The organism is Brevundimonas sp. Leaf363, assembly GCF_001424025.1.
Taxonomy (GTDB): domain Bacteria; phylum Pseudomonadota; class Alphaproteobacteria; order Caulobacterales; family Caulobacteraceae; genus Brevundimonas.
On the sequence record NZ_LMPZ01000001.1, the window covers coordinates 414,796 to 429,747 of the forward strand.

Genomic DNA, 14,952 nt, shown 5'->3' on the forward strand with positions numbered 1-14,952 from the left:
AGGACTGAGGGATGACCTTCAAGCCCGTCCTCCTGTCGCTCGCCGCCCTGCTGGCGGCCGCGCCCGTTAACGCCCAGACCATCGATGCGAACCGCCTGAACGAGAGCGTGCGCATCCTGGCCTCCGACGAATTCGAGGGACGTGGTCCCGCGACGCCTGGCGAGGAGAAGACGGTCCAGTGGCTGTCAGAACAGTTCGCGGCCATGGGGCTGGAGCCCGGCGGGGATGATAGAAGCTGGATCCAGACGGTGCGGCTGTCGCGGACGCGGCAGGACGGGCCGGCCGTGATCACCGCGCGAGCCGGCGACTGGACGCGGACGTTGGAGCGGGGCCCGGAGGTGCTGGTCTCCAGCGACCGGCCGGTCAGCCATGTGACGGTGGCCGACGCGCCGATCGTCTTCGTCGGCTATGGCGCCGATGCGGGCGAGCAGGGCTGGGACGACTTCAAGGACGTCGATCTGACCGGCAAGATAATGATGGTGCTGGTCAACGACCCGGACTTCGAGGCGGCTGAGGGCGACGACGCCTTCGGCCGTTTCGGCGGGCGGGCCATGACCTTCTACGGCCGCTGGACCTACAAGTTCGCCGAGGCCGCGCGTCAGGGGGCGGCGGGCGTTCTGGTGGTGCACGAGACGGCGGGGGCGGGCTATCCGTGGTCGACGCTGGAGAACTCGGCCCTTGCGCCCAAGCTGGACATCGTGCGGGCCGACCCGAACGCCGAGCGCGCGCCCTTCCAGGGCTGGATCCAGCGGGACCGGGCGGCCGAACTGCTGAGCCGGGCGGGGCTGGACTACGACACGCTGAAGCAGGCGGCCAAGCAGGCGAACTTCCGCCCGGTCGAGCTGACGGGCGTGACCCTGTCGGTCGATTTCGGCCAGACGGCGGATCAGGTCGTCAGCCGCAATGTGCTGGCGCGCATCACGGGGACAGAGCGTCCGGACGAGACGGTGATCTATTCCGCCCACTGGGACGCCTACGGGATCGGCAAGCCAGCGCCGGACGGGGACGCCATCTATAACGGCGCGGTGGACAATGCGACGGGCGTGGCGGCGGTGGTCGAACTGGCCCACGCCTTCGCCGAGGGTCCGAAGCCCAAGCGGTCGGTGGTGTTCGCCGCGTGGACGGCCGAGGAGGCGGGCCTGCTGGGCGCGACCTGGTATGCGGCGCATCCGATCTATCCGCTGGAGACGACCGTCGCGAACATCAACGTCGACAGCTTCCTGCCCGGCCCGACCGAGCCCGAGATCGTCGTCATCGGCTATGGCCGCAACGATCTGGACGCCCTGCTGGCCGCGCGGGCCGAACCGCTGGGCCGGCGCTTGATCGCCGATCCCAAGCCGGAGGCGGGCGGCTTCTATCGTTCGGACCACTTCCCGCTGGCGCTGCGGGGCGTGCCGACCCTCTTCCCGGCGGCGGGCTTCACCGGGGCAAGCGCGGCCAGCCGGGACTATGTGGCGACGCGCTATCACCAGCCGTCGGACGAATGGACCCCCGACTGGACCATGGAGGGCGCGGCCCAGGACATCGGGTTGATCTATGAGGTCGGGCGTGAGCTGGCCGACGGGACGGCCTGGCCGAACTGGAAGGCCGGCGACGAGTTCCGCGCCGCGCGGGACGCCTCGGCGGAGGCGCGCCAATGAGCGTCGAGATTCAGGGCGTCTGCCCGCCGGAACATCAGGCCGTCCGCGACGCCTTCGCCCGCAACTTCACCGAGGCGCCCGAGGGGCTGAACGAGGTGGGCGCGCGCTTCTCGGCGACGCAGGACGGCGAGGTGATCATCGACCTGTGGGCCGGCTCGGCCGATGCGGCGGGGACGGTTCCGTTCACGCCGAAGACGCTGGTTCCCGTTTTCTCGACCGGCAAGGCGGTGATGGCGCTGCTGATGGCCACGGCGGTGGAGCGGGGGCTGCTGTCCTTTGAGGACACGGTGGCCCGGCACTGGCCGGACTTCGGCCAGGCGGGCAAGGACCGGATCACGGTCGGCCAGTTGATGAGCCACCAGTCGGGCCTGCCGGGCTTCTCGGAGGCTGTGGACCCGGCCATCTGGTTCGACCCGCCGGCGGTGCTGGGGCGGCTGTGCGCGCAAGAACCCATGTGGGAGCCGGGGACGGCGTCCGGCTATCACCCGGTGACCATCGGCTATCTGGCCAACGAGCTGTTCCGCCGGGTGGACGGGCGGACCATGGGGCAGGCGCTGAGGCAGGACTTCCCGGGGCTGGACCTTTGGATTGGCTTGCCGGAGAGCGAACACGGGCGCGTGGCGCAGATGAAGAAGCCCGCGCGGGCGCCGGACCTGGGGACCATCGACGCCATCAAGACCGCCGCCTTCCTGGACCGGGGCTCGGCGCCGGGCGGGCGGGGCTCGGCCGAGTGGCGGATGATGGAGATCCCGTCGGCCAATCTGCATGGCACGGCGCGCGATCTGGCGCGGATCATGACCGTGGTCGTGGACGGCCGGTTCGAGGGGCGGTCGGTGCTGTCGCCGGAAACCCTGACGGCGCTGACGCGCGAGCGGGTGCGGGGGCAGGACAGGGTGCTGCCCTTCGTCATGAGCTGGGCGGCCGGCTATACGAGGAACGTCGGGCTGGACGTGTTCGGACCCGGCCAGCAGACGGTCGGCCACTATGGCTGGGGCGGGTCGTGCGCCTTCGCTGACCCGGAGCGCCGGCTGTCGGGCAGCTATGTCATGACGCGCCAGTCGCCCTACTTGATCGGCGATCCGCGCGCGACGGCCCTGATAGAGGCGCTCTACGCCGGCGTGTAGAAGCGCTCGCTTGATCGTATAAGCATATCTTTATATGTCTGCCGACATCACCTGATGCAGGCGGCCCGCGCGGCCGCGCCGGAGATCGCCCTTGGCCCGTTCGTCGTTCCACTTCACCTCGGAAAGCGTCTCCGAGGGCCACCCCGACAAGGTCGCGGACCGCATCTCGGACACCGTGGTCGACCTGTTCCTGGCCAAGGACCCCGAGGCGCGTGTGGCGTGCGAGACCCTGACGACGACGAACCTGGTGGTCATCGCCGGCGAGATCCGCGGCAAGGGCATCATGGACACCGACGGCGAATGGGCGCCGGGCGTGAAGGACGAGATCGAGGCCGCCGTGCGCGCCGCGGTCAAGGACATCGGCTATGAACAGGACGGTTTCCACTGGGAGACCTTCGAGTTCCAGAACCACCTGCACCCCCAGTCGGCCGACATCGCCGTGGGCGTGGACGCCGCCGGCAACAAGGACGAGGGCGCGGGCGATCAGGGCATCATGTTCGGCTACGCCTCGAACGAGACGCCGGAGCTGATGCCGGCCACCCTGGCCTACAGCCACCGCATTCTGAAACGCCTGGCTGAACTGCGCCACGGCGGCGAAAAGCGGCTGGAGCCGGACGCCAAGAGCCAGGTCACCCTGTTCTACCAGGACGGCAAACCGGTGCGCGCGTCGTCGATCGTGGTCTCGACCCAGCACGGCAAGGGCTTGAACCAGGCCGACGTGCGCGCCGTGGTCGAGCCGGTGGTGCGCGAGGTCCTGCCCGAAGGCTTCATCACCGACGAGACCGTCTGGCACATCAACCCGACCGGCGTGTTCGAGATCGGCGGCCCGGACGGCGACGCCGGCCTGACCGGCCGCAAGATCATCGTCGACACCTACGGCGGCGCCGCTCCGCACGGCGGCGGGGCGTTCTCGGGCAAGGACCCGACCAAGGTGGACCGCTCGGCCGCCTACGCCTGCCGCTACTTGGCCAAGAACGTGGTGGCGGCGGGTCTGGCCGACCGCTGCACCATCCAGATTTCGTACGCCATTGGTGTGGCCGAACCCCAGTCGATCCACGTGGACCTGCACGGCACCGGCAAGATCGACGCGGCGGTGCTGGAGTCGAAGATCCTGGGCCTGATCGGCGGCGCCACCCCGCGCGCGATCCGCGAGCACCTGGGCCTGAACAAGCCGATCTACGCCCGCACGGCGGCCTACGGCCACTTTGGCCGCGAAGCCGACGCCGAGGGCGGCTTCAGCTGGGAGAAGACCGATCTGGTCGATCAGCTGAAGGCGTTGGCGTAGGGCCTGCTCCCTCCCTTTCATGGGGAGGGCAGACCGCGCAGCGGTCGCGGGTGGGGTTCGAACGGGCATCCAGTCGATTCTCTGAACCTCCCCACCCGTCTGGCGCTTCGCGCCAGCCACCCTCCCCATGAAGGGGAGGGAGAGGTATGGAGCCGCCATGTCATCCTTCACCCCCTCCGTCGCCCACGGTCCGCTCCGGTCGTTCGGCCGCATCAAATCGCGTGCGCTGAAGCCCCGGCAGGCGGCGCTGTTCGATACGCTGTTGCCGCAGGTCGCCCTGCCGGACCCGGTAAAGGGGCCGCTGGACCCGCAAGGCTTGATGCCGGGGGCCGAGGCGGTGTGGCTGGAGATCGGCTTCGGCGGCGGCGAGCATCTGGCCGAGCAGGCGCGGCGTCATCCGACCGCCCTGATGATCGGGTGCGAGCCTTTCGTGAACGGCGTGGGCTCGGCGCTCAGGCACATCGAGGAGATGGCGCTGACCAATGTGCGGGTCCACGCCGGCGATGCGCGCGATGTGCTGAACGCCCTGCCGGACGGGTCGCTGGACCGGGTCATGGTGCTGTTCCCCGACCCCTGGCCCAAGGCGCGGCACAACAAGCGGCGGCTGGTGCAGGAGGATAGCGCGGCGGCGATGGCGCGGGTGCTGAAGCCGGGCGGGCGGCTGCGCTTCGTGACCGACTGGAAGGACTACGCCGACTGGGCGCTGGAGCGGTTCCTGAAGACGCCCGGGCTGGAGTGGCAGGCGCAGAGCCAGGCCGACTGGAGCACGGCGCCGCAGGACCATGTCACGACGCGCTACGAGGAAAAGAAGCTGGGCGACACCGCGCCCATCTTCCTGGAGTTCATCCGCGTCTGAGCGGCCAATATCGCCAGGCCAGCCAGACGAGGGCCGACTTGATGGCGGCGCCGAGCAGGAAGGGCCAGAAGCCGTAGCGGAGCACGTCGGCCGCGCCGAGGCCGGCGGCCAGCCATGCGGTTCCGAGGCAGAGGATGAGCAGGTGCAATCCGAACAGCAGGGCCAGGCCGCGGATGACGGGCCGCAGGCCGCCCGCGCGCGACGCCCAGCCGGCGATGGCGGCGGCGATGGGGAAGGCGACCAGATAGCCAGCGGTGGCGCCGAGGAAGGGCCCGGTCCCGCCCGAGCCGTCGGACAGGATAGGCAGGCCCAGCGCCGCCAGAACAAGATAGGCCACGACCGCGCCCGTCCCCCACAGCGGGCCCAGCACGGCGCCGGCCATCAGCACGGCGAAGGTCTGCATCGTCATCGACACCGGCGTCATCGGCACGGTGATCTGGGCGCAGGCGGCCATCAGGGCGACGAAGGCGAGGGCCAGCAGAGGGCGGAGCAGGGCGGGGCGCATGGCCGCGTCAGACCATTGTCCGCGAGGGCGAGCAAGCGCAGGCTGGACGGCGCCTGCGAACCGCGCCATTAGTGCGTTGCTAAAAAGGATGGACCCATGACTTTGTCGCTGCATGATATCGCCGCCCCCGCTTTTCTGCGCGGGCTCGACGCCTTGGACGGATTGCTGGACAAGGCCGTCGCGGCGGGGCTGGACGAGGCGGCGCTGTTCGAGGCGCGGCTGGCGCCGGATATGCGGCCCTTCCCGGATCAGGTTCGCATGGCGGCCTTCTCGGCGCGCGGCTGCGTGGCGCGGCTGACCCGGCAGGACTGGCCCAAGACGGGCGACGACGAGGCGACCCTCGCCGAGCTGAAGGCGACCATCGCCCTGTCGCGCGCCTTCGTCGCGGACACGCCGGCCTCAGCCTATGACGGCGCCGAGACGCGGCCGATCGAGCTGAAGACGCCGCTGGCGACGATGACGTTCGTCGGCGCGGGATATCTGACCAGCTTCGCCCTGCCGAACTTCTACTTCCACATCTCGATGGCCTACGCCCTGTTGCGCCAGGCGGGTGTGACCATCGGCAAGCGTGACTTCCTGGGGCAGGTCGATCTGACCGCGCCGCCGGTTTTCCACCGCTGAGACTCTGGGGGGCTGACAAGGCCCCCCGGCTGGCCTATATGGCCTCCCACATCGTTAGACCGGCGTCCGACGGCGCCGTTTGAAGCGGCGGCCCCGGAGGCCAGCCGCTTTTTTTTTGGGCCAAACCGCTTGCGCGCCAAGACCGCCGAAGACCGCGCCATTCTCGAGATGATCGACCCCGTGGCCGAGAGCCTGGGGCTGGCGGTCGTGCGTGTGCGGCTGATGGGCGGGACGCTGCGTCGCCGGCTGCAGATCATGGCCGAGCGGGTGACCGACCACGACATCTCGGTCGAGGAATGCGCCCGCCTGAGCCGCGCGGTGTCGGAGGTGATGGACGCCGCCGATCCGATCGCCGGCGAATATCTGCTGGAAGTCTCGTCGCCCGGCATCGACCGGCCGCTGACCCGCAAGCTGGACTTCGACCTGTTCGAGGGCTTCGAGGCGCGGCTGGAGACCGACCGGATGGTCGAGGGCCGCAAGCGCTTCAAGGGCATGGTCGCCGGGGTCGAGGGCGACAGCATCGCCATCGATCTGGACGGCGAGGACGACACCGCCCTGATCCCCTTCGACTGGCTGGTGGACGCCAAGCTGGTCATGAACGACGCCCTGCTGAAACGCGGCGCCCTGCTGCGCGCTCAGAGAGGCGAACCCGAAGACGACGGCCTGCCGGCCGGCGACCCCAACCTGACTGCGACCAAGGATATCGACTGATGGCTGTCACCGGCGTTTCCGCCAACCGTCTCGAACTGCTCCAGATCGCCGACGCCGTCGCGCGCGAGAAGAACATCGACAAGGAGATCGTCGTCGAGGCGATCGAGGAGGCGATCCAGAAGGGCGCCAAGTCGCGCTATGGCGCCCACCACGACATCCGCGCCAAGATCGACGTCAAGACCGGCGAGATGGCCCTGACCCGTCACGTCACCATCGTCGAGGACGACTGGCAGCCGGAAGACGAGCTGGAAGAGTTCAACGACAGCGCCATGGTGCGCCTGAAGGATGCGCTGAAGCGCGATCCGGAGGCCGTCGTCGGCAAAGAATACATCGAGGTCCTGCCGCCGTTCGAGTTCGGCCGCGTGCAGACCCAGATGGCCCGCCAGGTCGTGACCGGCAAGGTCCGCGACGCCGAGCGCGCCAATCAGTACGAAGAGTTCAAGGACCGCGTGGGCGAGATCGTCAACGGCACGGTCAAGCGCGTCGAATACGGCAACACCATCGTCGACCTGGGCCGGGGCGAGGGCGTCATGCGCCGCGACCAGTCCATCCCGCGCGAGCTGTTCAACATCGGCGACCGCATCCGCACCTACATCTATGACGTCCGCGCCGAGGCGAAGGGCCCGCAGGTCATGCTGAGCCGCGCCCACCCGGGCTTCATGGCCAAGCTGTTCGCGCAGGAAGTGCCCGAGGTTTACGACGGCGTGATCGAGATCCGCGCCGCCGCCCGCGACTCGGGCTCGCGCGCCAAGATGGCCGTGCTGTCGAACGACAACTCGATCGATCCCGTCGGCGCCTGCGTCGGCATGCGCGGCTCGCGCGTGCAGGCGGTCGTCGCCGAGCTGCAGGGCGAGAAGATCGACATCATCCAGTGGAATCCGGACGAGCCGACCTTCATCGTCAACGCCCTGGCCCCGGCCGAGGTGTCGAAGGTGGTGCTGGACGAAGAAGCGGGCCGCGTCGAAGTGGTCGTGCCGGACGAACAGCTGTCGCTGGCCATCGGCCGCCGCGGCCAGAACGTCCGCCTGGCCTCGCAGCTGACCGGCTGGCAGATCGACATCATCACCGAGGCGCAGGACAGCGAGCGTCGCCAGAAGGAATTCACCGAGCGCACCGTGCTGTTCCAGGAAGCCCTGGACGTCGATGAGGTGATCGCCCAGCTGCTGGTCACCGAAGGCTTCGCCACGGTGGAAGACCTGGCCTACGTCGAGCCGTACGAAATCTCGGACATCGAGGGCTTCGACGAGGAGACCGCCGAGGAACTGCAGGCCCGCGCCCGCGACTATCTGGACAAGCTGGCGGCCGCCCTGGACGCCAAGCGCGTCGAGCTGGGCGTCGAGGACGGCGTGATGGCGGTTCCGGGCGTGACCGGCGCTATCGCCGTGGCGCTGGGCGAAGGCGGCGTGAAGACGGTCGAGGACCTGGCCGACCTGGCCACCGACGAGATCCGCGGCGGCTATGAAGTCAAGAACGGCGAACGCGTGAAGGTCCCTGGCGTGCTGGAGAGCTTCAACCTGGCGCAGGAAGACGCCGAGCTGCTGATCCTGCAGGCCCGCGTGGCCGCCGGCTGGATCGACGCTTCGGAACTGCCGCAGCCCGAGCCGGAGTACGAGGAAGAGGGCGAATACGCCGAGGGCGAGTACGACCCCGAGGCCGTCTTCGCCCAGAACCCGGACGCGAACGAGGGCCACGAGGGCCGCGAGCACGCGGACCTGCCGGCAGACAGCGATGCGGAGGTCTTCGGCGAAGACCTCGAAAAATCGCGCGACGCGTGATGGGAGCCCGGACCGTTCATGGGGTTGGCCGAGGCGACGCAGGATAGAGAACGCCGGGATTTGGTCACGCGCCAGGTCATGGATGAATCTCGCCTGATCCGCTTCGTCGCCGCCCCGGACGGTTCGGTCGCGCCCGACCTGGGCCGGCGTCTGCCGGGCCGGGGGATGTGGGTCGCCGCTGATCGCGCCTCGATCGCGACGGCGGCCGCCAAGAACCTGTTCTCGCGGGCCGCCAAGGCGCCGCTGAAGCCGGCGGCCGACCTGTCGGACATCGTCGAGCAGCTGCTGTTCCGGCGCTGTCTGGACCAGCTGGGTCTTGCCCGGCGCGAAGGCGTGCTTATCTCTGGGTTCGAGAAGGTCGCCGCGTCGCTGAGGAGCGGACGCACGGCCTGGCTGATCGAGGCGGCGGACGGGTCCGCCGACGGTCGCGGCAAACTTATGGCCCTTGCGAAACACCAGTCGCCGCCCCCGAAGGTGTGCGGTCTGTTCTCGGCGGACGATTTGAGTTTGGCCCTTGGGCTGGAAAATGCGATACACGCCGTCCTGCCCGTGGGCGGGCGAGCCGATCGGTGGACCGTGGAGGTCGAGCGACTGGCGGGATTTCGACCGCTCCGTCCCCCCGAATGGGGCCAGGATACGCCCAGGGGCGGTTCGGGCGCCGACGCCGGGAGCGGGTCAGACGAGACCCCTGAGGCAGGATCCGGCGACGGGTCCGAACGAGTTTACGACGGGCGCGACCCCGCTTCCTGAGCGAAGCGGAGCCGCGCGCCGGCTTTTTGTGTTTGAGGCGGGTGTGGTTTCGGCCACGCCGTAATGAAGCGACCGGATGAGCGACGAAAACGACAAGACCCACGATGAAGCCAAGACCGGCCCTGCCGGTGGAGCCTCCGCGACCGGCCCCCGCGCCCCGCTGAGCCTTCGCCCGCGCGTCGCCGGCTCGGTGTCCAGCGGCACGGTGAAGCAGAGCTTCAGCCACGGCCGCTCCAAGACCGTCGTGGTGGAGACCAAGCGGCGCGTCGGCGCCCCTGTCGGCGTGAATCGCCCGCAGGGCTTCGACGTGGCGCGTCCGCGCTCCGACGCGCCGGCGGCTCCGGCCCCCGCGCCGCGTCCGGCCACGCCCAGCGCCGACGGCCGCCTGTCCAACGAGGAACAGGAAGCCCGCCGCCGCGCTATCGAGCTGGCGACCCGCCAGCAGGCCGAGCGCGAACGCGCCGCCATCGAGGAACGCGCCCGCCGCGACGAGGCCGCGCGCCAGCAGGCCGCCGCCGCCGAACAGGCCGCCAGCGCCGCCCGCGCCGAGGCCGCCTCGGCCAAGGCCGCGGCCGAAGCCGCGCGCGCCGAAGCCGCCAAGCTGAGCGCCGCCGCGCCGCAGCCGGCCCCGCCGGCCCGCGCCCCGCGCATCGTTCCCGAAGCCGCCGCGCCGACCCGCGCCGCCGCTCCGGCTCCGGCTCCGACCCCGGCCCCGGCCGCTCCGACTCCCCAGGCGGCGGCTCCAACGCCGGCTCCGGCTGCGCCCGCGCGTCCGGCCGCTCCGGCCCGCCCGCAGGTCAACTTCGGCCAGCGCGTGCCGCGTGCGCCCCAGCCCGGCCAGGCGCCGCGCGCCCCGGCCGGCCCCGCCTTCGGCGGCCGTTCGGCCCGCGAGACCGCCATGGGCGGCGGCGAGCGCAACTATTCGGACCGTCCGCAGGCGCCCGCCCGTCCGGCCGCCACGCAGACCGTGCGCTATTCGGCGCTGAACCCGCGTCCGGCCCCCGGCGCCGCCCGTCCGGGCGCGGCGCGCACCGGCCCGGGCGGTCGCCCGACGCCCAACGCCCCGCCCGCCACGCCGGACGTCGCGCGCCCCGTACGCGCCGGCTTCGGCCGTCCCGCAGGCTCCAAGGCCGAGGAGGATCGCGACAAGCGTTTCTCGGACGCCGGTCCGGGCAAGGCCGTCAGCCGCACGCGCGGCGAACCCAAGCGCCGTGAAGGCCGCCTGACCATCCAGGCCGTGGCCGGTGGCGACGAGGACGCCGCCGAGCGGATGCGCTCGCTGGCCTCGGTCCGCCGGGCCCGTGAACGCGAGAAGGAAAAGCGCCGCGGCGGCTCGACCGACGCGCCGAACCGTCCGCGCGAAGTGGTCATCCCCGACGTCATCACCGTGCAGGAGCTGTCCAACCGGATGGCCGTGCGCGGCGTCGACATCATCAAGTTCCTGATGAAGCAGGGCATGATGATGAAGATCAACGACGTCATCGACAGCGACACCGCCGAGCTGGTGGCCGAAGAGTTCGGCATGGCCGTTCGCCGGGTCTCGGAATCCGACGTCGAGACCGGCTTCATCGCCGAGGCCGACGATGTCGATGACGCGGACGTCCGCGCCCCCGTCGTGGCCATCATGGGCCACGTCGACCACGGCAAGACCAGCCTGCTGGACGCGCTGCGCACCACGGACGTGGCGGGCGGCGAGGCTGGCGGCATCACCCAGCACATCGGCGCCTATCAGGTGCGGCTGGAGGACGGCCAGAAGGTCACCTTCCTGGACACCCCGGGCCACGCGGCGTTCAGCGCCATGCGGGCGCGCGGCGCCAATGTGACGGACATCGTGGTTCTGGTGGTCGCCGCCGACGACGGCGTCATGCCGCAGACGATCGAGGCCATCCAGCACGCCAAGGCGGCCAATGCGCCCCTGATCGTGGCGGTGAACAAGATCGACAAGCCGGGCGCCACCTCGCAGAAGGTCGTCAACGAACTGCTGCAGTACGAAGTCATCGCCGAGAGCCTGGGCGGCGACGCCCAGATCATCGAGGTGTCGGCCAAGGAGCGCATCAACCTCGACGGTCTGCTGGAAGCCATCCTGATCCAGGCCGAGCTGATGGACCTGCGCGCCAACGCCGATCGTTCGGCCGAGGGCGTGGTCATCGAGGCCAAGCTGGACAAGGGCCGCGGCCCGGTCGCGACCGTACTGGTCAAGCGCGGCACGCTGAAGCGCGGCGACATCGTCGTGGCCGGCGGGTCGTGGGGCAAGGCGCGCGCCCTGCTGAACGAACGCAACGAGCAGCTGGCCGACGCCGGTCCCTCGGTGCCGGTCGAGATCCTGGGCCTGGACGAGACGCCGTCGCCCGGCGACGTCTTCGCCGTGGTCGAGAGCGAGGCCCGCGCCCGCGAGCTGACGGAATACCGTCAGCGGGTGAAGCGCGAGAAGAGCCAGGTCTCCGGCGGCTCCGTGTCGCTGGCCGACATGATGGCCCGCCTGGGCACCAAGAAGATCAGCGAACTGCCGGTCCTCATCAAGGCCGACGTTCAGGGTTCCGCCGAAGCCATCGTCGGGTCGCTGGACAAGATGGGCAACGACGAGGTCCGCGCCCGCACCGTCTATCAGGGCGCCGGAGGCATCACCGAGAGCGACGTCAACCTGGCCAAGTCGGCCGGGGCGCCGATCCTGGGCTTCAACGTCCGGGCCTCGAAGCAGGCGCGCGATCTGGCCGAGCGTGAAGGGGTCGAGATCCGCTACTACTCGATCATCTACGACCTGCTGGATGACATTAAGGGCGTGCTGTCGGGCATGCTGGCGCCGCTGCAACGGGAAACCTTCCTGGGCAACGCCGCCGTGCTGCAGGTCTTCGACATCACCAAGGTCGGCAAGATCGCCGGCTGCCGGGTGTCCGAAGGCGTGGTCCGCAAGGGCGCCCGCGTCCGCATCATTCGCGACGACGTGGTGGTGCTGGAACTGGGCACGCTCAACACGCTCAAGCGCTTCAAGGACGAGGTCAACGAGGTGCCGTCGGGCCAGGAATGCGGCATGCAGTTCCAGGGCTTCCAGGACATCAAGGAAGGCGACTACATCGAGTGCTTCACCGTCGAAGAGGTCAAGCGCACGCTGGAGTAGTCCGCGGGCGCCGGGCTCTTGCCTGAAAGAAGCCACGAAAGCTGAGCAAGGGCCGGGCATGCATCGCATCCCGGCCCTTTTTCTTGTCCTGATCGGTCTGATGGCCGCCGCCCCGCACGCACGGGCGGAGACACGGTTCCTGGCCTTCGACGCCAGCGACCGCGTCACGCGCGCCCTGACCAACGGCGTCACGCTGGAGGTCGAGCAGAGCCTGCTGGGCGGCATGAGGGTGCAGGGGCTGGCCTCTACGACCCAGCGCGGCTCGGCGCGGTTCCGCTCAGGCGGGCCACAGGGCGCGCGGTCGCTGCTGCCGGAGGGCGCACGGGGCGACGCCCTCTACCAGGTCTCGAGCGAAGGCGACGGCCGGGGGCTGGCCCGCGCGCTGTGTCCCGGCGCCGACGACGCCTGGCTGGCCATCAGCCGCATCCGGCTGGGCCGGCCCATGACGATGCAGGCGGTGGGCCGCTGGGCCGACGGCCAGTACCGTCACTGCGTGGCCCTGAGCTACGACTGGCGCGGCGAGTGGGCCGTCCCGCCCCGACGCGACCCCGGCGCCACGCCGGACACGCCTTCCACCCCCCTGACGCGATAGCGGTCGACTCTCCTCCGGCGGCGCCGGTATCGTGGGTTCGTGACCGTCACGACCCTCGCCGATGGAAGACCCAGCCGCCGCCCCCGCCGCTCGAACGGGCTGTGGGCGATGCTGGTCGTCATGATCCTGGTGGTGGGGGGCGGCGTCGGCTTCGCCGTCTGGCAGCCGGTCGCCGCCCACCGGGCGTGGACAGCCACGGTGGCGGGCGCAGCCCAGGCCTGGAGCGTCGGGCGCGCCTGGTCCGGCGTCGCCGTCCGCTGGGGCGGGCGCCAGGTCGACCACGTCCAAGCCCGTTTCGCCCCGCCGCCGATGGGGCCGGACGTCATGCTGGACGGCGCCTATGACCCGGCGGACGACGCCGCGCGCGACATAGGCGCGATCGGCTTCGAAGGCGCGAGCCTGACGATCGGTGAGACCGCCGTGATCCGGACCCGGCCCGGCGCGATCGTCACCGGCGCTGACCGGATGTCATTGCGCCAGACGTGGTCCGAGGCGCTGAAAGGCGGCTCGGCCGAACAGATCGAGGTGCGGCAGGTCGCGTCGGACAAGGCGGAGGCGCCCGCGCCGACCGCGCTGTGCGACGGCCAGCCGGTGGGCTGGATCGCCCTGCAGCCGCGCGGCCGGGCCCTGACGGTGGCGGCGTTCGGCGTCGGCGAACGGCCGGGCCCCGACATGACCGGCGCCGACCTGTGCGGCGTCTGGCGTTACGCCAAGCGGTGACCCGCGCCCTGATGATCGTCGCCGCCGTGGCCGCGGGCGCCGGCTGTTGGACGTGGACGAAGCCGGGCGCGCCGGATCGGGGGACCGAACCGCCCGTCGCCACCCTGCTGGTGCTGGACAACGGCTTCCATACCGACATCGCCCTGCCGCGCGCGGCCCTGATCGAGGGGACCGGGCCGCTGGCCGAGGCGGCGCGCGCTTTGCCGCCCGGCGACTGGGTCCGCATCGGCTGGGGCGACGCCGTCTTCTACGTCGACCAGACCCCGATCGCCGACCGCATCCCGGACGGTGCGCGGGCCTTCTTCATGCCGGGCAACCGGTCGGTGGTGATGCTGGACCCGGTGCAATCCGATCCGGCGACCTCCACCGGCGAGGAGGCGCACGTCGCCGTGCCCCTGTCGGCTTCGGCGCTGGCGTCGCTGAGGGCGCGGGTCGAGGGGGCCATGTTCCTGAAGGACGGGCGCGCCGTCATCGCCGCCCAGCGTCCCGGCGACGATGCGCGGTTTTACGCCAGCACCGAGACCTTCTGGGTCGGCCATCTGTGCAATCACTGGACGGCGGGCCTGTTGAACGCCGCCGGAATACCGATCCAGCCGGTGCGGGCGATCACCTCCGGCGGGGTGATGAAGGCCGCCGAACTGGACTTTTCAGCCCCTCACGCCTAGACCGCGCGGCCTCATGGCTCGCAAACAGCACACCCGTAACGCCTCCGGTCCCGCCGGCCCCTCGCAGCGCCAGTTGCGCGCCGGCGAACTGGTGCGGCACGCCCTGGTGGACATCCTGCGCGAGGAGGAGATCCACGACGAGGCCCTGCTGGGCGTGTCGGTGACCGTGACCGAGGTGCGGATGAGCCCGGACCTGAAGCACGCCACCTGTTTCGTCGAACCGCTGGGGGCCGGGGTCGATACGGCGGACACGGCCGGTCACGAGAGCGAAATCATCAAGGCGTTGAACAACCACGCCAAGTTCCTGCGCGGCCAGCTGGGCCGGCGCATGGACATGAAGTTCACCCCGGACCTGCGCTTCCGCCACGACGAGAGCTTTGACGCCGCCAGCCATATCGACCGGCTGCTGGACGACCCGCGCGTGCGGGCGGACCTGGGGCGGGATGATGACTGAGGCCCTTCTCCCCTGGGGGGAGAAGGTGGGCGCCGGAGGCGCTCGGATGAGGGGATGGCTTGCCTCATTCGCGACGTTGGCGACGAGGCTGGCGGCCCCCTCATCCGTCATGCTTCGCATGCCACCTTCTCCCCCGAGG

Annotated in this window: 14 protein-coding genes; 13 read left to right on the plus strand and 1 reads right to left on the minus strand. The window is 70.5% G+C overall.

The window, feature by feature from the left end:
* The first annotated feature begins 11 nt into the window (after positions 1–11).
* The 4 genes from ASG17_RS02040 to trmB all read left to right on the plus strand — a co-directional run bounded on the left by ASG17_RS02040 (position 12) and on the right by trmB (position 4,905).
* Positions 12–1,640 (plus strand): M20/M25/M40 family metallo-hydrolase, encoded by a 1,629-nt coding sequence (locus tag ASG17_RS02040; protein WP_056098470.1) that lies wholly within the window; start codon positions 12–14, stop codon positions 1,638–1,640.
* Positions 1,637–2,764, plus strand: coding sequence for a serine hydrolase domain-containing protein (locus tag ASG17_RS02045; protein WP_056098472.1), 1,128 nt, complete (start codon positions 1,637–1,639; stop codon positions 2,762–2,764). The genes ASG17_RS02040 and ASG17_RS02045 overlap by 4 nt, the downstream gene beginning before the upstream one ends.
* A gap of 91 nt (positions 2,765–2,855) precedes the next feature.
* On the plus strand, positions 2,856–4,049 hold the full coding sequence (metK, locus tag ASG17_RS02050; RefSeq protein ID WP_056098474.1) for a methionine adenosyltransferase: 1,194 nt from the start codon (positions 2,856–2,858) through the stop codon (positions 4,047–4,049).
* A gap of 157 nt (positions 4,050–4,206) precedes the next feature.
* Positions 4,207–4,905, plus strand: a complete 699-nt coding sequence (trmB, locus tag ASG17_RS02055; protein ID WP_056098475.1) for a tRNA (guanosine(46)-N7)-methyltransferase TrmB — start codon at positions 4,207–4,209, stop codon at positions 4,903–4,905.
* On the opposite strand, the gene ASG17_RS02060 is transcribed toward trmB, so the two are convergent.
* Entirely contained in the window at positions 4,892–5,410 is a 519-nt protein-coding gene (locus tag ASG17_RS02060) for a biotin transporter BioY (RefSeq protein ID WP_056098477.1), read from the minus strand. The genes trmB and ASG17_RS02060 overlap by 14 nt on opposite strands.
* A gap of 96 nt (positions 5,411–5,506) precedes the next feature.
* Between ASG17_RS02060 and ASG17_RS02065 the strand changes: the two genes are divergently transcribed.
* The 9 genes from ASG17_RS02065 (at position 5,507) to rbfA (ending at position 14,813) form a co-directional block, all read left to right on the plus strand.
* The gene (locus ASG17_RS02065) at positions 5,507–6,031 is read left to right on the plus strand and encodes a DUF1993 family protein (RefSeq protein ID WP_056098478.1); all 525 of its coding nucleotides are present in this window, start codon (positions 5,507–5,509) and stop codon (positions 6,029–6,031) included.
* Between the two features lie 129 nt (positions 6,032–6,160).
* Positions 6,161–6,742 (plus strand): ribosome maturation factor RimP, encoded by a 582-nt coding sequence (gene rimP / locus ASG17_RS02070; protein WP_056098480.1) that lies wholly within the window; start codon positions 6,161–6,163, stop codon positions 6,740–6,742.
* Positions 6,742–8,517 carry a transcription termination factor NusA gene (gene nusA / locus ASG17_RS02075; RefSeq protein WP_056098482.1) on the plus strand — a complete coding sequence of 592 codons (1,776 nt, stop codon included), beginning with the start codon at positions 6,742–6,744 and terminating at the stop codon, positions 8,515–8,517. Before rimP ends, nusA begins: the two co-directional genes overlap by 1 nt.
* A gap of 18 nt (positions 8,518–8,535) precedes the next feature.
* The gene (locus ASG17_RS02080; RefSeq protein WP_056098483.1) at positions 8,536–9,267 is read left to right on the plus strand and encodes an RNA-binding protein; all 732 of its coding nucleotides are present in this window, start codon (positions 8,536–8,538) and stop codon (positions 9,265–9,267) included.
* A gap of 76 nt (positions 9,268–9,343) precedes the next feature.
* Complete coding sequence (gene infB, locus ASG17_RS02085; RefSeq protein WP_056098485.1) at positions 9,344–12,382, plus strand: translation initiation factor IF-2; 3,039 nt, start codon at positions 9,344–9,346, stop codon at positions 12,380–12,382.
* 58 nt (positions 12,383–12,440) lie between these two features.
* Complete coding sequence (locus ASG17_RS02090) at positions 12,441–12,974, plus strand: hypothetical protein (protein WP_056098487.1); 534 nt, start codon at positions 12,441–12,443, stop codon at positions 12,972–12,974.
* Positions 12,975–13,013: 39 nt separating this feature from the next.
* Positions 13,014–13,694, plus strand: coding sequence for a hypothetical protein (locus ASG17_RS02095; protein WP_156367701.1), 681 nt, complete (start codon positions 13,014–13,016; stop codon positions 13,692–13,694).
* Positions 13,691–14,359, plus strand: coding sequence for a DUF2459 domain-containing protein (locus ASG17_RS02100; protein WP_082496062.1), 669 nt, complete (start codon positions 13,691–13,693; stop codon positions 14,357–14,359). Before ASG17_RS02095 ends, ASG17_RS02100 begins: the two co-directional genes overlap by 4 nt.
* A 13-nt stretch (positions 14,360–14,372) precedes the next feature.
* Positions 14,373–14,813: a 30S ribosome-binding factor RbfA gene (rbfA, locus tag ASG17_RS02105; protein WP_056098491.1), complete on the plus strand. Its 441-nt coding sequence runs from the start codon at positions 14,373–14,375 to the stop codon at positions 14,811–14,813.
* The last annotated feature ends 139 nt before the right edge of the window (positions 14,814–14,952 follow it).

Coding starts and splice junctions, on each gene's coding strand:
- ASG17_RS02040 (WP_056098470.1), top strand. CDS start 12: ATGACCTTCAAGCCCGTCCTCCTGTCGCTCGCCGCCCTGCTGGCGGCC.
- ASG17_RS02045 (WP_056098472.1), top strand. CDS start 1,637: ATGAGCGTCGAGATTCAGGGCGTCTGCCCGCCGGAACATCAGGCCGTC.
- trmB (WP_056098475.1), top strand. CDS start 4,207: ATGTCATCCTTCACCCCCTCCGTCGCCCACGGTCCGCTCCGGTCGTTC.
- ASG17_RS02060 (WP_056098477.1), bottom strand. CDS start 5,410: ATGCGCCCCGCCCTGCTCCGCCCTCTGCTGGCCCTCGCCTTCGTCGCC.
- ASG17_RS02065 (WP_056098478.1), top strand. CDS start 5,507: ATGACTTTGTCGCTGCATGATATCGCCGCCCCCGCTTTTCTGCGCGGG.
- nusA (WP_056098482.1), top strand. CDS start 6,742: ATGGCTGTCACCGGCGTTTCCGCCAACCGTCTCGAACTGCTCCAGATC.
- ASG17_RS02080 (WP_056098483.1), top strand. CDS start 8,536: ATGGGGTTGGCCGAGGCGACGCAGGATAGAGAACGCCGGGATTTGGTC.
- infB (WP_056098485.1), top strand. CDS start 9,344: ATGAGCGACGAAAACGACAAGACCCACGATGAAGCCAAGACCGGCCCT.
- ASG17_RS02090 (WP_056098487.1), top strand. CDS start 12,441: ATGCATCGCATCCCGGCCCTTTTTCTTGTCCTGATCGGTCTGATGGCC.
- rbfA (WP_056098491.1), top strand. CDS start 14,373: ATGGCTCGCAAACAGCACACCCGTAACGCCTCCGGTCCCGCCGGCCCC.